Source organism: Cupriavidus sp. GW822-FHT03E04, from assembly GCF_058801495.1.
Genome location: NZ_JBXANI010000019.1, coordinates 116628 through 137030, shown reverse-complemented (window position 1 = coordinate 137030; position 20403 = coordinate 116628). Strand labels below are relative to the sequence as shown.

15 protein-coding genes are annotated in these 20403 nt (G+C 65.1%); 4 read left to right on the top strand and 11 right to left on the bottom strand.

Annotated features, from left to right (window positions below; all coding sequences use genetic code 11):
• Window positions 1-7: 7 nt before the first annotated feature.
• Window positions 8-2488, top strand: coding sequence for a TonB-dependent siderophore receptor (locus AC1RQC_RS26500; protein ID WP_492372793.1), 2481 nt, complete (start codon window positions 8-10; stop codon window positions 2486-2488).
• 46 nt (window positions 2489-2534) lie between these two features.
• Here AC1RQC_RS26500 and AC1RQC_RS26495 read toward each other — a convergent pair whose 3' ends face one another.
• The 5 genes from AC1RQC_RS26495 to phaC all read right to left on the bottom strand — a co-directional run bounded on the left by AC1RQC_RS26495 (window position 2535) and on the right by phaC (window position 8754).
• Window positions 2535-3515, bottom strand: coding sequence for a tRNA dihydrouridine synthase (locus tag AC1RQC_RS26495; RefSeq protein WP_492372792.1), 981 nt, complete (start codon window positions 3513-3515; stop codon window positions 2535-2537).
• Between the two features lie 383 nt (window positions 3516-3898).
• Entirely contained in the window at window positions 3899-4450 is a 552-nt protein-coding gene (gene phaR, locus AC1RQC_RS26490; protein ID WP_006155938.1) for a polyhydroxyalkanoate synthesis repressor PhaR, read from the bottom strand.
• A 396-nt stretch (window positions 4451-4846) separates the two neighbouring features.
• The gene (locus tag AC1RQC_RS26485; protein ID WP_043345337.1) at window positions 4847-5587 is read right to left on the bottom strand and encodes a 3-ketoacyl-ACP reductase; all 741 of its coding nucleotides are present in this window, start codon (window positions 5585-5587) and stop codon (window positions 4847-4849) included.
• Between the two features lie 115 nt (window positions 5588-5702).
• Window positions 5703-6884, bottom strand: coding sequence for an acetyl-CoA C-acetyltransferase (locus tag AC1RQC_RS26480; protein ID WP_043345333.1), 1182 nt, complete (start codon window positions 6882-6884; stop codon window positions 5703-5705).
• Window positions 6885-6960: 76 nt separating this feature from the next.
• Window positions 6961-8754, bottom strand: coding sequence for a class I poly(R)-hydroxyalkanoic acid synthase (gene phaC / locus AC1RQC_RS26475; protein WP_492830833.1), 1794 nt, complete (start codon window positions 8752-8754; stop codon window positions 6961-6963).
• A gap of 372 nt (window positions 8755-9126) precedes the next feature.
• Here phaC and AC1RQC_RS26470 point away from each other — a divergent pair, with 372 nt between their 5' ends.
• Window positions 9127-9387, top strand: a complete 261-nt coding sequence (locus tag AC1RQC_RS26470; RefSeq protein WP_492372790.1) for a hypothetical protein — start codon at window positions 9127-9129, stop codon at window positions 9385-9387.
• Between the two features lie 13 nt (window positions 9388-9400).
• Here the strand turns inward: AC1RQC_RS26470 and pgeF are convergent, their stop codons facing one another.
• Window positions 9401-10192, bottom strand: a complete 792-nt coding sequence (pgeF, locus tag AC1RQC_RS26465) for a peptidoglycan editing factor PgeF (RefSeq protein WP_492372789.1) — start codon at window positions 10190-10192, stop codon at window positions 9401-9403.
• Complete coding sequence (locus AC1RQC_RS26460) at window positions 10182-11492, bottom strand: RluA family pseudouridine synthase (protein WP_492372788.1); 1311 nt, start codon at window positions 11490-11492, stop codon at window positions 10182-10184. Before AC1RQC_RS26460 ends, pgeF begins: the two co-directional genes overlap by 11 nt.
• On the opposite strand from AC1RQC_RS26460, the gene AC1RQC_RS26455 reads away from it, so the two are divergent.
• Window positions 11416-12246, top strand: coding sequence for an outer membrane protein assembly factor BamD (locus tag AC1RQC_RS26455; RefSeq protein ID WP_183031633.1), 831 nt, complete (start codon window positions 11416-11418; stop codon window positions 12244-12246). The two genes, AC1RQC_RS26460 and AC1RQC_RS26455, sit on opposite strands and share 77 nt — an antisense overlap.
• 92 nt (window positions 12247-12338) lie before the next feature.
• Here AC1RQC_RS26455 and yoaA read toward each other — a convergent pair whose 3' ends face one another.
• The 3 genes from yoaA to AC1RQC_RS26440 all read right to left on the bottom strand — a co-directional run bounded on the left by yoaA (window position 12339) and on the right by AC1RQC_RS26440 (window position 15754).
• Entirely contained in the window at window positions 12339-14516 is a 2178-nt protein-coding gene (gene yoaA, locus AC1RQC_RS26450; protein ID WP_492827026.1) for a DNA repair helicase YoaA, read from the bottom strand.
• Window positions 14517-14592: 76 nt separating this feature from the next.
• A complete protein-coding gene (locus AC1RQC_RS26445; protein WP_150987726.1) occupies window positions 14593-14796 on the bottom strand; it encodes a DUF465 domain-containing protein in 204 nt (67 codons plus the stop codon).
• A 145-nt stretch (window positions 14797-14941) separates the two neighbouring features.
• A complete protein-coding gene (locus AC1RQC_RS26440) occupies window positions 14942-15754 on the bottom strand; it encodes a hypothetical protein (RefSeq protein ID WP_492826782.1) in 813 nt (270 codons plus the stop codon).
• 201 nt (window positions 15755-15955) lie between these two features.
• Between AC1RQC_RS26440 and AC1RQC_RS26435 the strand changes: the two genes are divergently transcribed.
• Window positions 15956-18325, top strand: coding sequence for a Tex family protein (locus AC1RQC_RS26435; protein WP_492372786.1), 2370 nt, complete (start codon window positions 15956-15958; stop codon window positions 18323-18325).
• Between the two features lie 121 nt (window positions 18326-18446).
• Here the strand turns inward: AC1RQC_RS26435 and AC1RQC_RS26430 are convergent, their stop codons facing one another.
• Window positions 18447-20345 carry a potassium transporter Kup gene (locus AC1RQC_RS26430; protein ID WP_492372785.1) on the bottom strand — a complete coding sequence of 633 codons (1899 nt, stop codon included), beginning with the start codon at window positions 20343-20345 and terminating at the stop codon, window positions 18447-18449.
• Window positions 20346-20403: the final 58 nt, after the last annotated feature.

Here is a 20403-nt window from a genome sequence, read left to right as displayed (position 1 = left end):
GCTTGTAATGACCAAACGTCACCATCGCATCGCGCGATCTGCACAGCAGGCGGTGCGCCCCCAACCCGCCTTTGCCCTGAAGCGCGCCGCTGCCGTGCCGACGGTGCTGCTGGGGCTGACCGTGGGCGCCCTGGCCTTGGCCGCCCCGCCGGCACTCGCACAAAGCACCGGCCAGGCGGTGGACGCCCGGAGCCGCTTCAACGTGCCGACCGGCCCGCTGGGCGAGGCGCTCAAAGCCTATGCCGCTGCGGCCGGTGTCGAACTGACCGTGGATGCGAGCCTGCTCCAAGGCAGGAACAGCCAGGGGCTGTCCGGCAGCTACAGCGTGCGCGAGGGTTTCACCGAACTGCTACGCGGGCACGGTCTGCAGGCAGTGCGCGAGGCCAACGGCCGCTACACGCTAAGCCGGACGGCCCAACAGACGCAAAGCCCAGCCGCAGAAAGTGGGGTTACGTTGCCGGCGGTGACGGTACAGGCGAGCTCAGCGATCGACGCCTACGCCGGCGGGCAGGTGGCGTCCGGCAGCCGCGTGGGGCTGCTGGGCGACAAGGACTTCATGGAAACGCCGTTTTCCACCATCAGCTACACGGACAAGTTCATCGAAGACCGGCAGGCCAAGGACATCACCGACGTGATCGCCGCCACCGATCCCACGGTGTTCAGCAACGGCGTCACCGGCGCCTGGAGCGAGAACTACTCCATCCGCGGCTTCGCCTCCAACACCAGCGATATCACCATCGGCGGCCTGTTCGGCATGGCGCCGTACTACCGCACCACCCCCGAAATGTTCGAGCGTATCGAGGTATTGAAAGGCCCATCGGCCCTGCTCAATGGCATGCCTCCGGGCGGCTCGGTGGGCGGCACCGTCAATCTGGTGCCCAAGCGCGCGGGCGATGAGCCGCTGACGCGACTGACGGCGACCTACATGTCCAATGCGCAGTTCGGCGGACATGTGGACCTTGGGCGGCGCTTTGGTGAGAACAAGCAGTTCGGCATCCGCTTCAACGGGGTCTATCGGGATGGAGAGGGGGCCGTCAACCGGCAGGAGAAGAAAACCCAGTTCGCGTCCCTCGGGCTGGACTGGCGGGGCGAGCGCGCTCGCGTCTCTGCCGACCTCTACAGCAGCGATGACCGCGTGGACGGCGTGACCCGAGGCATCAATCTAGCCCCCGGCGTGGCAGTGCCCAAGCCACCCAGGCCCGAGACCCTGCTGAACCCGGATTGGTCCTTCGTCAACACCAGGGACAAGGGTGCGATCGTCCGCGGCGAATTCGACGTGAGCGAAAACCTGATGGCCTATGCAGCCTTCGGCACCAGCAGGACCAACTACAAGTACAACGGTACGATGTCGGCCCAGGTGCTCAACGCGGCGGGCGATGTTCGGCACAGCATGGGCCAACTGGCCTTCGATATTGAAAAGACATCGGGGGAAGCTGGATTGAAGGGCAAGTTCCAAACCGGCAGCGTCAAGCATCAATGGGCTTTAAACATCACGCACTACTCGGACACCGAAAGGGACTATGGCCGCAGATCGGTCCCGGGCGCGGACTGGACCACCAACATCTACAACCCGGTCTGGGGCCCAGCCGCCGGAATGCGTTGGCCGCCGACCCTCCACACGGAAACGCGCCTGACCAGCTACGGCGTAGCGGATACCCTGTCCTTTGCACAGGACAGGGTGCAACTGACGCTGGGCGTGCGTCACCAGGAAGTACTCACCGATACCTTCAGCCTCACGACCGGGGCGCGCAGTGCCCGCTATGACGCAAGCGCCATGACACCCGCGGCCGCGCTGCTGGTCAAAGCCACGAACCATATTTCCGTGTACGGCAATTACATTGAAGGGTTGAGCAAGGGTCAGACCGCGCCGGCAACTGCCGCCAATGCGGGAGAGCTGTTTCCGCCGTCCAAGACCAAGCAGAAGGAAATCGGCCTCAAGCTCGATCTCGGCGAATTCGCCCACACGCTCAGCTTGTATCAAATCGAGCGGCCAAGCAGCTATACCGACATTTCCACCAACGTCTTTTCCTTTGGCGGAGAGCAGCGCAACCGGGGTGTCGAGTGGGGCTTCTTTGGCTCGCCGCTGCGCGGCGTGCGCTTGATGGGTGGCATCGCCTATGTGGACCCCAAGCTCACCAAGACCGCCGGTGGCGTCAACCAGGGCAAGCAGGCGACCGGGGTGCCCAAGCTGCAAGGCAAGCTGGGCGTGGAGTGGGACACCTCCGCCGTGCCGGGCTTGACGCTGACCGCCAATGCGACCGCCGTATCCAAGCAATACATCAGTGCCGACAACTCGCTGTCGGTGCCGGGCCACACGGTGTATGACCTGGGCGCACGCTATGCTACCCAGGTCTCCAGCCATCCGCTGACCGTGCGGGCCAGCGTCAATAACGTGACAAACAAGGCCTATTGGGGCATGCCGCTGTTGTCCAGTTTGGCCCTGGGCGCCCCGCGCACCTTCATGCTCTCGGCCACGATGGACTTCTGAACGATGCGCGCGCATACGCGTCTGATGGCCGCGCCTGCTCGCGAGCCTATTGCAACGAGGGTGATGTCCCCGGCATGCCCTCCAGGGCGCTCTCGATCACCGCCTGAACCTCCAGCGCCCCTTGCAGGCGCCGGATAGCTGCATGCAGCTCTGCGGCCTGCGGCCAGGTCCGTTTCAGGTAGCTGAGCCACAGCTTGACGCGTCCGTGCTCGTGAGCGCATTCGTCATTGGCCTGCAGCTTCTTCAGGTAGCCGGCGATATGGCGGAGCACCGACGGCCATTCCTCGGCGCAGGGCGTTCTGTCCATCAGTCCGCGTATGCGCAAGGCCAGGAATGGATCCGACACGGCGCCCCGCCCGATCATCACGTCGGCACAGCCGCTGACGGCCCGGCATCGCTCCCAGTCCGCAACCGTCCAGACTTCGCCGTTGGCAACAACGGGCACGTCCACGGCGGCATCGATCCGAGCGATCCACTCCCAGTGTGCGGGAGGCCGGTAGCCATGATCGCGCGTCCTGGCATGCACGACGAGCGAGGCTGCGCCGCCTTCCGCCAGCGCCGTGGCGCAGTCGATCGCCAGCGCGGTATCGGACACGCCAAGCCGCATTTTGGCTGTCACGGCGATGTTCGCGGGCACTGCGGCGCGAACGGACAACACGATCCGGTTCAGCAGTTCCGGGTCCGCCAGCAGCATGGCCCCGCCACCGTGCCGGTTGACGACTTTGGCGGGACAGCCGAAATTCAGGTCGATGCCATGCGGCGACACGGTAGCTGCCTGGGCCGCATTGACCGCCAGCCACTCAGGATCGCTCCCGAGCAGCTGGATCACCATCGGCGTGCCGCTTGGAGTATGGCCGCCGTGAAGGATTTCGGGTGTGTCCCTCTCGTAGACACGCTCGGGAAGCAAAGAGCCCGTCACCCTGACGAACTCGGATACACATCCATCGTATCCTCCCGAGCCGGTCAGTACGTCGCGCAGCACGTAATCAGCAAGCCCCTCCATGGGGGCAAGAAACAGCCGGCTCATAGCAAAGCTGGCGGCGATGCCGGAAAACGAGAAAACGCCAAACCCACCGTCGGAACGGGCGTGGCCTCGGCGGCGAGCGCCTGGCGAAGGTCTTGGATTGCGGAGGGCATTGGGATTCGCGCTGTGCAGGCGAGTCCGCAGTATGAATCGCCACATTTGACAGGGGTAGCAGCCGCGGTGATTCCGCGCGTTACCCGAATATGCGTGATTTTAACCGATCGCCCCGATCAGCGAAGGAAGGTCATGCGTGCGCTGGGAATTCGCCTCCACGCCAGCCCGGCCTGAAGCCACTTTGCAGGAAAGGAGGCTGCCGGCGCCGCGAGGGTTCCATGCGTTCCCGGGGGATTGGGAACGCGCAACAGGCCGGCGAGGCGTGCGCCGGCTTATTTCTTGTCCGGCTGATTGAACGGGAACGTGCCAAACATGTTCTTGGCCTGGCTTTGCATCTGCTCCTGCATCTGCACAAACAGGTTCTTGCTCTGCTCGATGTAGTTGCTCATCATCCCTTGCATCATCGGGCCCTGCATGTTCATGAACTGGGACCACATATCGGGGCTGAACGGCTCGCCCGAGTACAGGCCCTTGGAGTTCTCGGCCAGCTTGCTCTGGATGTCGATGAAGGCCTGGATGTTCTTTTCCAGGTAGGTGCCCATCATGCCCTGCATCGCATGGCCGTAGTAGCGGATGATCTGCGACAGCATGGAGCTTGAGAACATCGGCACGCCGCCCGTCTCTTCTTCGAGAATGATCTGCAGGAGGATGCTGCGCGTGAGCTCGTCGCCGGACTTGGCGTCGATCACCTTGAAGTCTTCGGTATCCATCACGAGCTGCTTGACGTCGGCTAGCGTGATGTAGGTGCTGGTCTGCGTGTCGTAGAGCCGGCGGTTTGGATACTTCTTGATCAGTCGCTCTGCGCCTTTCTTGGTGGTAGCCATCGTGCTCTATCCTTTTATCGTCGCTGTTGCATGCTGCTGCACCGCATGCTGTGCGGTGCGCAAATCGGGACCGCCAGCGGGGGATACAACGTGTTGACCTGCAACGCATGATCTATTTTGGTGCGGGCTAGCCGCTGCCCTGATTCTATGCCCAACAAGGCACTATTGAAAGCCGGACCCGTTAAGGAAAACCCGCACGGGGCAAAGGATTGCGGGTGTTTGGGGCCCGCAATGCCGCGCCACGCCCGCGCGTTGGTGCGGTGCGGGGTGTGCGATGCAATATTGCTGCGGGGTGAGAGGCCTCCCGAGCGGCCGCGGAAATAAAAAAGGCCCTCGGCAGAGGACCTTCCCAAGACAAGAAACCATCCAGGAAAACCAGGGATGGCTTGCCGTTCATCACCCCATGTGCAGGCCGCCGTTCAGCGAGAAGTCCGCGCCCGTCGAGAAGCCCGACTCTTCGGACGCCAGCCACGCGCAGATCGAGGCAATTTCTTCCGGCGCGCCCAGGCGCTTGACCGGAATCGTGCCGACGATCTTGTCCAGCACGTCCTGGCGGATCGACTTGACCATATCGGTGGCGATATAGCCCGGCGACACCGTGTTCACGGTCACGCCCTTGGTCGCCACTTCCTGCGCCAACGCCATGGTGAAGCCGTGCAGGCCAGCCTTGGCGGTGGAGTAGTTGGTCTGGCCGAACTGGCCCTTCTGGCCGTTGACCGACGAGATGTTGACGATGCGGCCAAAGCCACGATCCGCCATGCCGTCGATGACCTGTTTGGTCACGTTGAACAGCGAGGTCAGGTTGGTGTCGATCACGGCATCCCAGTCGGCGCGCGTCATCTTGCGGAACACCACGTCGCGCGTGATGCCGGCGTTGTTGATCAGGATGTCGACCTCGCCCACTTCGGCCTTGACCTTGTCGAACGCGGCTTTGGTCGAATCCCAGTCGGCAACATTGCCTTCCGAGGCGACAAAATCGAAGCCCAGGGCCTTCTGCTGCTCGAGCCATTTTTCGCGGCGCGGCGAGTTGGGGCCGCAACCGGCCACGACCTTGTAGCCATCCTTGGCCAGACGCTGGCAGATGGCCGTTCCAATGCCACCCATGCCACCGGTTACGTATGCAATGCGCTGAGTCATATCTACTCCTTGATGGCTAGTTTTTATTGACGCCGGCAAGCGGGAAGCCCCCCGCGCCGGCACACCCCTCAGACCGGCCTGCGCGCTTGTTCGCTGCGGCAAGCCCGGCAAATCGTCACTTGCGTTCCACAGCCAGCGCCACACCCATGCCGCCGCCGATGCACAGCGAGGCCAGGCCCTTGTGGGCGTCGCGGCGCTTCATTTCGTGCAGCAGCGTGACCAGGATGCGGCAGCCCGACGCACCGATCGGGTGGCCAATCGCAATGGCGCCGCCATTGACGTTGACCTTGGACGTATCCCAGCCCATCTGCTTGTGCACGGCCAGGGCCTGGGCGGCGAAGGCTTCGTTGATTTCCATCAGGTCGAGCTCTTCCACGCTCCATCCGGCGCGCGACAGGCAGCGCTTGGACGCAGGCACCGGACCCATGCCCATCACCTTGGGATCGACACCGGCGGTGCCGTAGGCGCGGATCGTGGCCAGCGGGGTCAGGCCGAGTTCCTTGGCCTTGGCCGCCGACATGACCACCACCGCGGCGGCGCCGTCGTTCAGGCCCGAGGCGTTGGCAGCGGTCACGGAACCAGCCTTGTCGAAGGCCGGCTTGAGACCAGCGAGCGCATCTTGCGTGACGCCGTGGCGCACGAACTCATCGGTGGCGAACATCACCGGGTCGCCCTTGCGCTGGGGAATCGGCACCGGCACGATTTCTTCATCGAACTTGCCGGCCTTCTGCGCGGCTTCCGCCTTGTTCTGCGAACCGGCCGCGAACGCGTCCTGGGCTTCGCGCGTGATGCCGTATTCCTTGGCCACGTTCTCGGCGGTGACGCCCATGTGGTACTGGTTGTAGACGTCCCACAGGCCGTCCACGATCATGCTGTCGATCAGCTTGGCGTCGCCCATGCGGAAGCCATCGCGCGAGCCCGGCAGCACGTGTGGCGCGGCGCTCATGTTTTCCTGGCCACCGGCCACCACGATCTCGGCATCGCCCGCGGCAATCGCGTTGGCGGCCAGCATCACGGCCTTCAGGCCGGAGCCGCAGACCTTGTTGATGGTCATGGCCGGCACCATCACGGGCAGGCCAGCCTTCAGCGCTGCCTGGCGCGCCGGGTTCTGGCCGGAGCCGGCCGTCAGTACCTGGCCCATGATCACTTCGCTGACCTGCTCGGGCTTGACGCCGGCACGCTCAAGCGCAGCCTTGATGACGATGGCGCCCAGCTCAGGCGCGGGAATCTTGGCGAGCGAGCCGCCGAACTTGCCCACCGCGGTACGGGCAGCGGATACGATGACAATGTCAGTCATTGGGAGGTCCTCTCGAGTTGGATGCAAATAAGGGGTGAAAGAGGCCGGCCCCGCAGGGCGCCGGCCCGGACAAATCCTATGCCTTCGCCTTGACGTAGCGGCCCGGTGCCGGCTCGATCGCGCGGTAATCCTTGTTGCCGTAGTCGGTGGGGGCCGCCTTGCGCGCGCCGGCGTGCTTGGCCAGCCAGGCCGCCCAGTCCGGCCACCAGCTGCCGGCGTGCTCGGCGGCGCCGTCGAACCACTCCTGCGCCGAAGCCGGGAGCTTGTCGTTGGTCCAGTGGCTGCGCTTCTTCTTGGCCGGCGGGTTGATCACGCCGGCGATATGGCCCGACGCGCCCAGCACGAAACGCAGTTTGTTCTTGAGCAACGCGGTGGAAGCATAGGCCGACATCCAGGGTACGATGTGGTCTTCACGCGAGCCATAGATGTAAGTTGGCACGTCGATGCTGCCCAGGTCCACCGGCGCGTTGCACACGGTCAGCTTGCCCGGCACCTTGAGCTCGTTCTGCAAGTAGGTATGGCGCAGGTACCAGCAATACCAGGGGCCCGGCAGGTTGGTGGCGTCGCCGTTCCAGAACAGCAGGTCGAACGGGACCGGCGTATTGCCCTTCAGGTAGTTGTCGACGACATAGTTCCAGACCAGGTCGTTGGGACGCAGGAACGAGAACGTGTTGGCCAGTTCCACGCCACGCAGCAACGCGCAGGGCGTGCCCGCCGCGCCACCCAGCGTGTTTTCACGCAGCTTGACGTGGGCTTCGTCGACGAACACATCGAGCACGCCGGTATCGGCAAAATCGAGCAGCGTGGTCAGCAGCGTCAGGCTGGCGGCGGGATGCTCGCCGCGCTTGGCCAGCACCGCCAGCGCAGTGGAGACGATGGTGCCGCCCACGCAGAAGCCCAGCACGTTGATCTGGTCCTGGCCGCTGATCTCGCGCGTGACTTCGATGGCGCGGATGGCGGCATGTTCGATGTAGTCATCCCAGCTGAGCTCGGCCATCGAGGCATCCGGATTGCGCCAGGAAACCATGTAGACGGTATGGCCCTGCTCCACCATGTAGTGCACCAGCGAGGTCTGCGGCTGCAGGTCGAGGATGTAGTACTTGTTGATGCAAGGCGGCACAAGCAGCAGCGGGCGCGCAAACACCTTGTCGGTGACGGGCTTGTACTGAAGCAGCTGGAAATAGGCGTTCTCGTAGACCACCGCGCCCTCGGTCACGGCCACGTTGCGGCCCACTTCGAAGGCGGATTCGTCGGTCTGCGAGATCTTGCCGCGGCCAAGGTCGTCGAGCATGTTGCGCACGCCGGCCCGCAGCGATTCGCCGCCGGAGTCGATCAGCTTTTTCTGCGCCTCCGGATTGGTGGCGAGGAAATTGGCCGGCGACATGGCGTCGACCCATTGCGAGATCGCGAAACGGATACGCTGGCGGGTCTTGGCATCGGCTTCGACCGCGCCCGCCAGCTCATTCATGGCACGCGCATTGATCAGGTAGAAAGCGGCAGCGTAGTGAAACGCCGCGCTGCTGCGCCAGGCATCGCCGGAAAAGCGGCGATCAGCCAGGGCCGTGGCGGGATTGGCGCCGCCCTCGGCCATGCTTCGCCAGAGCGCGGTGAAGTCCTTCATGTAGCGTTGCTGGATGTCGGCCAGTTGATCGGGCGCGATTTTCACGCCCGCCATGGCGGAACCCTTCAATGCCTCGAAACCGGGGATAAATGGCATGCCAGGCATGCCCTGCTGGGTCGTCGCACCGTTAGCCTGTGCCTGACGGGACCATTCCAGCCATGTCGCTGGATCAAATGGCCCCGAAGCAAATGAAAACGGTTGGGACTTGTCTTCCTTGGTGGAAGCTGCCGCACCTTTGCCGGTTGCCATGATGTTTCGTCTCTCTGCCGTCACTTATTTGAAAGCTGGCTGGGCGGCGTACCACCACCGCGGGGCTCTCCCCCGCCGCCAGCCTCGGAACCGGCCCGCGCTGACGCCCTCGGCTGGTGACGTCATGCGGTATGCTTGCCGGACACGCCGCGCCGCGGACCTGAACGTCCCGGCGGAGCCTGCGAATGCCTGCCAGCACACTGCCTTGCAGTGCATTCGAGGCCATTGTTGCCTTGCAATGTTATGCCTGTCAATGCGGAAAAATGCGCGGACCGGCGCTAACGGCAAAATGCGCTCAGCGCGAACCTGCGAGCCTCCCTTTGGCGCCACTCCGGCCACGGGGCTAGCTTGCCCGAGAAGGATGACTTCCTGATGTACATCGTTGCAATCGGTTGGCTGTATGTGGTCCTGATGATGGCCATTACCGAGCATACCGTGGTCGCGGGACTGGCCACGTTCGTCTTTTACGGCCTGTTCCCCGTGGCGATCCTCGTGTACATCATGGGCACCCCGGGGCGCCTGCGCCGGCGCAAGGCAGAGGAAGCGAGGCAGGCGAAGAGCGCGCAAGCGCCCTCCGGCTCCGTGGAACCTGCAGAATCCGCGGGACAGGAACAGCCGCCTGCCCGGGATTGACGCTGGGAAAGTTTCAGGCGGCCAGCCAGACCAGGCTGGCCATGCGCCCTGTGACGCCGTCGCGCCGGTAGGAGTAGAAGCGCTGCGCATCGCCAACGGTGCAGGCGTTGCCGCCGTACACCGCGGTGCAGCCGGCGCGGGCCAGGCGGATGCGGGCCAGCGTGTAGATATCGGCGAAGTACTTGCCGCCTGCGCCGGCGCGGAAGGCAAGATCCACCTGCGCCATCTCGTCAGGCCGCGCCTGGGCCAGGAACGCCTGCCGGACTTCGGCGCCAACCTCGAAGGCATCCGGGCCGATCGCCGGCCCGAGCCAGGCCAGCCACTGCGCCTGCGCGCCAACCTGCTTGCCCATACGCGCCAGGGTTGCCTCGATCACGCCGCCACACAGCCCTCGCCAGCCGGCGTGCGCGGCGCCAACCACGGTGCCGGCACGGTCGCACAGCAGCACGGGCAGGCAATCGGCGGTCATCACGGCGCAGACCCGGCCAGCGGTCGTGGCAATGCTGGCGTCCGCCTGCGGAGCCACGCCATCGGCGGCAAACTGGTCCTCGGTGGCGATCGCGCAGCCGTGCACCTGCTCTAGCCAGCCGGGCACGGCCGGCAGCCGCGCGGCCAGCCGTGCGCGGTTGGCCGCGACCGCGGCGGCTTCGTCGCCCACATGGGTGCCAAGGTTCAGCCCGCCCGGGCTGCCGTCAGCCAGGCCGTAGGGGGCCTCGCTGACGCCGCCCTGGCGGGTGGTGGACAACGCGCGCACCCGCGCCGGAGCCGGCCAGTCCGGGACTAGCCAAGGCGCCTCAGTCGTCATCGCCGTATTCCCATGCGCCGTCCTCGCCTTCGGTCCAGCCGTCGTCCTCCTCTTCGTCGTCGGCACGGTCAAAGTCGAGCGCCTCGATCAGCGCCTGCAAGTCATCGGGCGGCTGCGCTTCCCAAGATACGAGCTTGCCGGTGGCCGGGTGCACCAGCCCAAGCCGGAAGGCGTGGAGCGCCTGGCGCGCCAGCGGCACCGGCAGCGGTGCCTTGATGGCCGGACGCTGGCCGCGCTGGGTGGCGGCGCGGTGATAGACCGGGTCGCCCACCATCGGATGGCCGATCGACTCGAAGTGGACGCGAATCTGGTGGGTGCGGCCGGTTTCGAGCTGGCACATCACCATGGAAACATGGCCGCGCCCGAGCGGCACCGTGCCAAGGGTACGGAAATGGGTGCGCGAGGGCTTGCCGCTGTTGGTGAGCACGATCGCCATGCGGATCCGCTCGCGCGGATCACGGCCGATCGGCGCGTCGATCGTGCCGGACTCGGGCGTCACGCCCCACACCAGCGCCAGGTAGCTGCGCTTGACAGTACGCGCCTGCAGCTGGCGCACCAGGTCGGTCTGGGCGGTCAGCGTGCGGGCCACCACCATCAGCCCCGACGTTTCCTTGTCGAGCCGGTGGACGATGCCCGCGCGCGGCAGGCTTGCAGCCTCCGGGTAGCGGTGCAGCAGGCCGTTTAGCACCGTGCCGCCCCAGTTGCCGGCGGCAGGATGCACCACCAGGCCGGCGGGCTTGTCGATGACCAGCAGCGTGGCGTCCTCGTACACGACGTTGAGCGGCACGTCTTCGGCCACGAAGGCGCGCGATTCTGCCGCCGCCTGCGGACGGACCACGACGCGTTCGCCCATCTGCACGGAGGACTTGGAGCGGCGCACCTCGCCGTCGACCAGCACCGCCCCGTTCTCGATCCATTGCTGCAGGCGGCTGCGCGAGAAGCCGCTGAGGTGGCGTGCCAACAACTTGTCGAGGCGCTCGCCGTGTGATGCACCATCGACTTCGATCTCTACCGGCTGCATTTCCAATTCGATTGGAGATGCCTCCGCTCCTGCCTCCAGGCCGCCTAGCGCGGCCACATCGGTCAGGTCTTCCAGGTCCTCCACCTCGTTCAAGATGTCGGTTGAATCGGCAGCTTGCTGCTCGATGCCCTTGGCGGCGGTTTCCGACAAGGGGCTTGGGCTATAATGCTTGACGCTATTTTTCATCCGGGATACGTTGCCCATGCAATTGATGAGCATGAAGCGCGCCAGCTGGCGCGCAAGAATTGGAGCGATTCTGCTCGCAGGCGGCTGCGTCATGCTATCGGCGTGCGGCCTGCTGTCGGATCAACCAGACGAAACTGCCGGCTGGTCGGCTAACAAATTATATTCGGAAGCCAAGGACGCACTAGATTCCGGCGACTTTACCCGAGCTGTGAAGCTGTACGAGAAGCTTGAGGGACGTTATCCCTTCGGCCGTTTCGCCCAGCAGGCACAGATCGATACCGCCTACGCCAACTACAAGGACGGCGAAACCGCCGCCGCGCTTGCCTCGGTCGACCGCTTCATCCAGTTGCATCCGAATCACCCGAACGTGGATTATGCCTATTACCTGAAGGGCCTGATCAACTTCAATGACAATTTGGGCTGGCTCGGCCGTTTTTCCGGTCAGGACCTGAGCGAGCGTGACCCCAAGGCCGCGCGCGCTGCTTATGACGCCTTCAACACGCTGGTCACGCGCTTCCCGGACAGCAAGTACACGACGGACGCTGCCGCGCGCATGCAATACATCGTGAACTCGCTGGCCCAGCACGAGGTCCATGCGGCACGTTACTACTACCGCCGTGGCGCCTACCTGGCTGCGGCAAACCGGGCCCAGCAGGCGCTCAAGGACTATGACGGCGCACCGGCCAACGAGGAAGCGCTGTACATCATGATCCGCTCGTACGATTCGCTGGGCATGAAGGACTTGCGCGACGATACCGCCCGCGTGATGGAAAAGAACTTCCCCAACAGCGATTACATCAAGTACGGGGAACGCCGCAAGGACAAGTCCTGGTGGGAAGTGTTCTGAACGTCAGGCACCGCGCTTGAGTGCGCTGGCAACAAAAAACCCGATCGGAAGATCGGGTTTTTTGTTTGTTGGCCGCCGCCCGCGCCAGGCGGTCAATCGGGTGCGGCTTCCCCTCCGGCGTCGTCGGCCGCCGGCGCGCTTTCGCCATTGCGCAGCGACTCCAGGAAGTGCACCACCGTCTCGGCCTCGCGCGTGCGCTTGAAGGGCGGCAGGCTCTGCCAGATCTGGCGGCCGTAGGGCTTCTCCACCAGCCTGGTATCGCAGATCACCAGCACGCCACGGTCGGATTCCGAGCGGATCAGCCGCCCCGCGCCCTGCTTGAGCGTGATCACGGCATGCGGCAGCTGATGCACGGCGAACGGGCTCAGGCCCTTCTTTTGCAGTACTTCCATGCGCGCCGCCAGCACCGGGTCGTCGGGCGGGGCGAACGGCAGCTTGTCGATGATGACCAGCGAGAGCGCCTCGCCGCGCACGTCGACGCCTTCCCAGAAGCTCTGGCTGCCCACCAGCACCGCATTGCCAAGCTCGCGGAAGCGATCCAGCAATTCGGTACGGCTGGCCTGGCCCTGCACCAGCAAGGGCAGTTCCAGGCCGCGTTCGGCAAAGGCCTCGTAAAGCAGGTCGGAGGCACGTTGCACTGCCCGCAGCGTGGTGCACAACAGGAAAGCGCGGCCGCCGGCGGCCTCGATCAGCGGCAGCGCGGTCTGCACCACGGCGTCGGTGAACTGCGGCGACTGCGGCGCCGGCAGGTCGCGCGGCACGTAGAGCAGGCCCTGGGTGGCGTAGTCGAACGGACTGGGCAACGTCAGCGACTTGTCTTTGTCCAGGCCAAGCTGGGCCGCATAGTGCGTGAAATTGCCCTTCACGGATAGCGTAGCCGAGGTGAAGATCCAGGCGCGAGGGTGCCCTTCGCGCTGGCGCGTGAAGATCGGCGCGATCGACAGTGGCGTGCGGTGCAACTGTACGGTCTGGGAGAACACCTCGACCCAGCGCACGGTTTCCGGCCCGAAGGCCGCGCTGGCCGGGGACTTTTCATCGCCCTCGACTGCGGCGGGCGGTGGCACCGCCTTGGCATCGTTGCGCCAGGCGGCCAGGCGCTGGTCGAGCTCCACCGCGCGGCGATGGCACTGCTCCAATGACTCGGCGCGTTCGGCCTGGCTTTCCAGCAGGGTCACGAATTCCGACAGCGCGGTTTCGAGCGCATCCAGCGTCTCGAAGAATGGCTTGCCGATGCGGGGATCCGCCTCGATCTGGCTCACCGCCAGGCGGGAATTGTCCCGGGTGAAGGCCAGGCGCAGGTCCCGCGCGGCGCGCTCCAGGGGGGCCGCGATCCGCACCCAGTCGGCGGCGTCCCGCGCGTGCGAGAGGCCCTCGGCCACGGTGTCCCGCGCCAGCTCCAGCAACTGGCTGGTGGACAGGCTCTCGCCGAAGAATAGCGTCGCCGTATCGGGCAACTGGTGCGCTTCGTCGAAGATCACCGTATTGGCCGCTGGCAGCAGCTCGGCCATGCCCGTGTCACGCAGCACCACGTCGGCAAAGAACAGGTGGTGGTTGACTACCACGATGTCCGCCTGCTGTGCTTCCTTGCGGGCGCGCATCACAAAGCACTCTTTGTAGCTCGGGCACTCCGTGCCCATGCAGTTGTCGCGGGTCGAGGTAACCAGCTGCCAGACCGGCGCGTTTTCCGGCACCGAGGCCAGCTCGCCCTTGTCGCCCGACGACGTGACCTTGGCAAAGCGGGCGATCTCGCGCAGCCAGGCGGCATCCTGGCGCGAAGCCAGGCGGCCCTGGATCTCGGCCCGCTCCAGGTGGTAATGGCAGAGGTAGTTGGCCCGCCCCTTTAGCAGCGCCACCGACACCGGCACGTTGAGCGCTTTACGCACCGTGGGGATATCGCGAAGGAAAAGCTGGTCCTGCAGGTTCTTGGTGCCGGTGGAGAGGATCACCTTGCCGCCCCACAGCATGGCCGGAACCAGGTAGGCGAAGGTCTTGCCCGTGCCCGTGCCGGCCTCGACGATGACCGTGTCTGCGCGCTCGATCGCCCCGGCCACGGCGGCAGCCATCTGCTCTTGCGCCGCGCGCGGGCGATAGCCTTCGATGCCGGTGGCCAGTGTCCCGGTCTCGGCAAAGATAGTGGCCAGTTGAGCGGCGTGCGAAGCCGCCGTACCGGACGGCCCGGCAGCGCTGGCCGCCGGTGCTTCGGGCGAGTCAGGCGTGTCGGGCGTAGCGGCTTGATCAGACGGATCTGACGTTACGTTGGCGGCGGGCAGGTCTTCGGAGTCGGGCAAGGCGAGGCTTTTTGGCGAGCCACTTCAAGAGCGGCCCGGGGCAAGGGGAATCGGGGAATCAGGCGGGCACGTCCGGCTCGAGCTGAAGCTGTAGCAAGGTAATCGCGTCCTTGAGCTTGAGACGGCGCTTTTTCAGTCGGCGCAGTTGCAGCTCATCGTGCGCGGCATCAGCCGCCATGCGGTCGATCAGGTAATCGAGATCGCGATGCTCGATCTGCAACTCCATGATCTGTCGCGATAAGGTATTCAGGTTGCGGTCCATGGGCTCCCCCGCTCAAAGCCGGCGCTGGGCGCCGGCGGGCCGGTACGGCAAATGACGTGGGCGCGGCCAGATGCATCGCGCCGACGTCTGGCACCGGCTATTGTCGCCGGTATTGCCCCCGGCTGTGGGCGCGGCGCTTAGCCGCTCAGAAACCGAAGGGACGTGGCGCGGACGCCTGACCCTGCTGCTCCTTGGCCTTGGCACGACGCTCGTCGACGTCTTTCTGCCGTTGCTCGGCGTCACGCTGCTTTTGCTCGTAAGCCTTGACATTTTCCTGCCGCTGCTTGGCTTGCTGCGCGCCCTGCTCCTGGGCGGCCTTGACGCGGGCATCGAAGTCGGCCTGCTTCTTGTCGTAGGCCTGGGCATTGGCGGCGCGCTGCGGCGCATCGGCCTCATGCTGCGCATCGCGCAGTTTCTGCTCTTGCTGCTTGCGCTCGTAGCTTTCGCGGCTGGCGCGCTCGTTGGCGTCGCGGCTGGGCTGTTCCGCTTCGTACTGGGCGCGCTGGATCGCCTGTTGCCGGTCACGCTCGGCCGCCTTGAATGCGCGCTCAGCGTCACCGACCTCAAGCTCCCGCTTGCGCAGCACCTGCAACTCGGCACGCTGCGCGTCCTTGGCCTTGTCGATGCAATGCGTGACAAAGAACTTGTTGTAGCAATCGTGCTCGGCCGTGCCATAGCGATAGGTGGTCCAGGCGCGCGAGTCGCTGATGGCCTTGCGCTCCGCGGCGAAATCCCGGGGCGGCGTTTGCGCCGCGCCGGCAGCGGCAGGAGGCTGCGCGGCACCAGGGGCCGCCTGCGCCTGGCCGAGCGTTGGCAGGAACAACGCCGCCAGGCCAGTGGCAAGCACGGCAAGCCGCACCTGCGCAGGCAGGAAGCGGGCCGCGCGGAGCACAGCCGGAGTGGCGAGGCGGTCGGGGAACGCGGCCGCAAAGGCGGTCGGATGTGGCTTGACGATCATGCTTGGATTCTAACATCCGCCCTGCCGGTTGCCGTGCTTGTTGCCACGCTTGTTGACATACGGGCGGGCCGGCATCCCGGCGCGGCGCCACCGCCCCCGCGGGCACCCCGGGGCCACGCAGGCAGCCCCACTCCCAAGCGCCTCGCCGCGTGGCGGCAAGCTTGTGGCAAAATGCCCCGCTTTCGACCGACTGTTTTCCTGATGTCCACTCTGCCAGCTTCCGTCATGCAAAAGATCGTGTCGCTCATCGCGGCCGAACTGTCCGTCCAACCCCGCCAGGTGGCGGCGGCCGTAGAACTGCTCGACGAAGGCGCGACCGTGCCGTTCATTGCGCGCTACCGTAAGGAAGTGACCGGCAACCTGGACGACACGCATCTGCGTAATCTGGAAGAACGCCTGCTCTATCTGCGCGAGATGGAAGAGCGCCGCGCCACCATCCTCGCCTCGATCGAGGAACAGGGCAAGCTGACGCCCGAGCTGCGCGCAGCCGTCGAAGGCGCGGAGACCAAGCAGGTCCTGGAAGACCTTTACCTGCCCTACAAGCCCAAACGCCGCACCCGCGCCCAGATCGCGCGCGAATGCGGGCTGGAACCGCTGGCGCTGGCGCTGCTGGCCGACCCCACGCTGGACCCGCAGGCCGAGGCCGCCAAGTACGTCAACGGCAACCCCACCGCCGAGGGCGGCGTGCCGGACGTCAAGGCCGCGCTGGATGGCGCGCGCGACATCCTGTCGGAACAGTTTGGCGAAACCGCCGAGCTGCTCGGCAAAGTACGCGAGCACCTGTGGAGCCATGGCCTGGTCACCTCCTCTGTGATGGAAGGCAAGGAAGGCGCGGAAGAAGAGAAATTCCGCGATTACTACGAATACAGCGAAACCATTCGCACCATTCCGTCCCACCGCGCGCTGGCGCTGTTCCGCGGCCGCAATGCGGGCGTGCTGATGGTCAAGCTCGGTCTGGGCGAGGAACAGGACGCGATGGTGCCGCACCCGTGCGAAGGCATGATCGCGCGCCATGTCGGCATCCAGAACCAGAACCGCCCGGCTGACAAGTGGCTGGCCGATGTCTGCCGCTGGTGCTGGCGCGTCAAGGTGCAGCCGCACCTGGAAACCGAGCTGCTGACCCAGCTGCGTGAAACCGCGGAAAGTGAAGCCATCAAGGTGTTCGGCCGCAACCTGCACGAACTGCTGTTGGCCGCGCCGGCGGGTCCGAAGTCCGTGATGGGCATCGACCCGGGCATCCGCACCGGCTGCAAGGTGGCCGTGGTCGACGCCACCGGCAAGCTGATCGACACCGCCACCATCTACCCGCACGAGCCGCGCCGCGACTGGAACGGCTCGCTCGCCACGCTGGCGCGCATGGCCAAGCAGCACAATGTCATGCTGGTTTCGATCGGCAACGGCACCGCCAGCCGCGAAACCGACAAGCTGGTGCTGGACCTGATGAAGGCATTGCCCGAAGCCAAGCTGACCAAGATCGTGGTCAGCGAAGCCGGCGCCTCGGTGTACTCGGCATCGGAGCTGGCCGCCAAGGAATTCCCGGACCTCGACGTGTCGATTCGCGGCGCGGTCTCGATTGCGCGGCGCCTGCAGGATCCGCTGGCGGAACTCGTCAAGATCGATCCCAAGTCGATCGGCGTGGGCCAGTACCAGCATGACGTGAACCAGCGCGAGCTGGCCCGCGCGCTGGACGCCGTGGTGGAGGATTGCGTGAACGCCGTGGGCGTGGACGTGAATACCGCCTCGGCCCCGCTGCTGGCCCGCGTGTCCGGCCTGAACACGGTGCTGGCGCGCAATATCGTCGAGTACCGCGATGCCAACGGGGCCTTCCCCAATCGCGCTGCGCTGAAGAAGGTGCCGCGACTGGGTGACAAGACGTTCGAGCAGGCCGCGGGCTTCCTGCGCGTCAACGATGGCGACAACCCGCTGGACCGCTCCTCGGTCCACCCGGAAGCCTACCCGGTGGTCAAGCGGATCCTCGACCAGATCAAGAAGGGCCTGCCGGAAGTGATGGGCAATCGCGAAGCGCTGCGTGGCCTCTCGCCGACATCCTTCACGGATGAGACCTTCGGCCTGCCGACCGTGCGCGACATCCTGTCCGAACTGGAAAAGCCCGGCCGCGACCCGCGCCCCGAGTTCAAGACCGCCACCTTCCAGGACGGCGTGGAAGACATCAAGCACCTGCAGCCGGGCATGGTGCTCGAAGGCGTGGTCACCAACGTTGCCGCGTTTGGCGCGTTCGTCGATATCGGCGTGCATCAGGACGGACTGGTCCATATCTCCGCCCTGTCCACCAAGTTCATCAAGGATGCGCACGAGGCGGTCAAGGCTGGCCAGATCGTCAAGGTCAAGGTGATGGAAGTGGACGTCAAGCGCAACCGCATTGGCCTGACCATGCGGCTGGACGACGAACCCGGCCAGGGCCCGGTCCGCGCGGGCCAGACCGACCGCGGCAACGCGCCGCGCCAGGGTCAGGGCCAGCGGCCCGGCCAGGGCAAGGGGTTCGGCGGCAATCAGCGCCGCGATGAACCGTCAGGCGCCATGGCGGCAGCCTTCGCCAAGCTCAAGCGCTGAGCCTCGCGGGACCGACGTAAAAAAGCCCCTGTGCCATGTGCACAGGGGCTTTTTTACTATCTGCGGGCCAGTGAGGCTATCCCGGCCGCTACTGCGGCATGCGAGCCGGGGGGGAGTGCCGTCAGATTTCCACCTTGGTTCCAAGCTCAACTACACGGTTGGCTGGAATCTGGAAGAAGTCCGAGGGCTTGGCACCGTTCTGATGCATCCACGCGAACAGGCTTTCACGCCACATCGACATGCCCGGCAGCTTCGACGGAATCACCGATTCGCGGGCGATGAAGAACGAGGTTTCCATCAGCTCGAACTGCATGTTGAGCTTGCGCTGGGCCAGATCCAGCACCCGCTGCACATCCGGCGTTTCCTTGAAACCGTACTCGGACTTGAGGATGAACACGCCGCCGCCAAGATCCTTGCAGGTCAGGCGATGGTCATCGTCCACATAGGGCACGTCGCGCGTGACGAAGCTCAGGAACACCACGCGCTCATGCAGCACGCGGTTGTGCTTGAGGTTGTGAAGCAGCGAAACCGGTACGGACTCGGTGTTGCCGGTCAGGAACACGGCCGTGCCTTCGACCCGATGCGGCGGGTGCGCCAGCAGGCCACCGATAAACGGCTCGAGCGGAATGCCATCTTCCAGGCTGCGTGCGCGCAGCAGCTTGCGCCCGCTGTGCCAGGTCATCAGCAGGAAGAAGGCGGTGCCGCCCATCAGCAGCGGGAACCAGCCGCCCTCGGCGATCTTGAGCAGGTTGGCCGAGAAAAACGCCAGGTCAACCAGCAGGAAGGTCAGGCCGATCAGGGTCACCAGGATCGGGTTCCACTTCCACACGTTGCGCATGACCACGGCGGCCAGGAACGTGGTGATCACCATGGTGGTCGTCACCGCGATACCGTAGGCGGCCGCCAGGTTGTCGGACTTCTTGAAGGCCACCACCACGATCACCACCAGCACCAGCAGGAGCCAGTTGATGACCGGCAGGTAGATCTGGCCGATTTCAGCGTCCGAGGTATAGCGGATGCGCATGCGCGGCACAAAGCCCAGCTGGATAGCCTGGCTGGTCAGCGAGAAAGCACCGGAGATGACAGCCTGCGAGGCGATCACCGTGGCAAAGGTGGCCAGCAACACCATCGGCAGCAGCAAGGGTTGCGGCACCATCAGGTAAAACGGGTTGCTGATGGCTTCGGGGTTCTGCAGCAGCATCGCGCCCTGCCCGAAGTAGTTCAGCATCAGGCAAGGCATCACCACCGCGAACCAGCCCGTGCGGATCGGCCGGATGCCAAAGTGACCCATATCGGCGTACAGCGCTTCCGCGCCGGTCAGCACCAGGAACACCGAGCCAAGCACCACAAAGGCCTGCAGCGAATGCTCCATCAGGAAGGTGACCGCGTAGTACGGGTTGACCGCCATCAGGATCGAGGGCACATGCATCATGTGGTAGGCGCCCAGCGCGCCTAGCGCGGCGAACCACACCATCATGATGGGCCCGAACAGCTTGCCCACCGCGGCGGTGCCGCTGCGCTGGATCATGAACAAGGCCACCAGGATCACCAGCGTGATCGGTATGACGAAGTGCGACAGCCCGGGCGCGGCGATCTCCAGGCCCTCCACCGCGGACAGGACCGAGATCGCCGGGGTGATCACCGCGTCGCCATAGAACATGCAGGCGCCGAAGATGCCGAACATCATCAGCAGCTTTGCCATGCGCGAGCGCGGTGCCGCGGTACGCAGCGCCAGCGCCATCAGGGCCAGGATGCCACCCTCGCCGTCGTTGTCGGCGCGCATGACGAACATCACGTACTTGAGCGAAACCACGATGATCATCGCCCAGAACAACATGGAGATGATCCCCATGACGGCGGCGTCGCTAAATGGGATGCCGTGCTCGGTGCTGAAGCACTCCTTCAGGGCGTACAACGGGCTGGTACCGATATCGCCGAAGACGACGCCGATCGCCCCGATCACCAGCGCACGCTTGCTGGGACTTTCGACGAAATAATGACTGGATGCGGGCTGGGTCATGGATAAGGGTAAGGTTGAAAGGCTCGCGCAACGGCATCGGCGCACGGATATGTGCGCC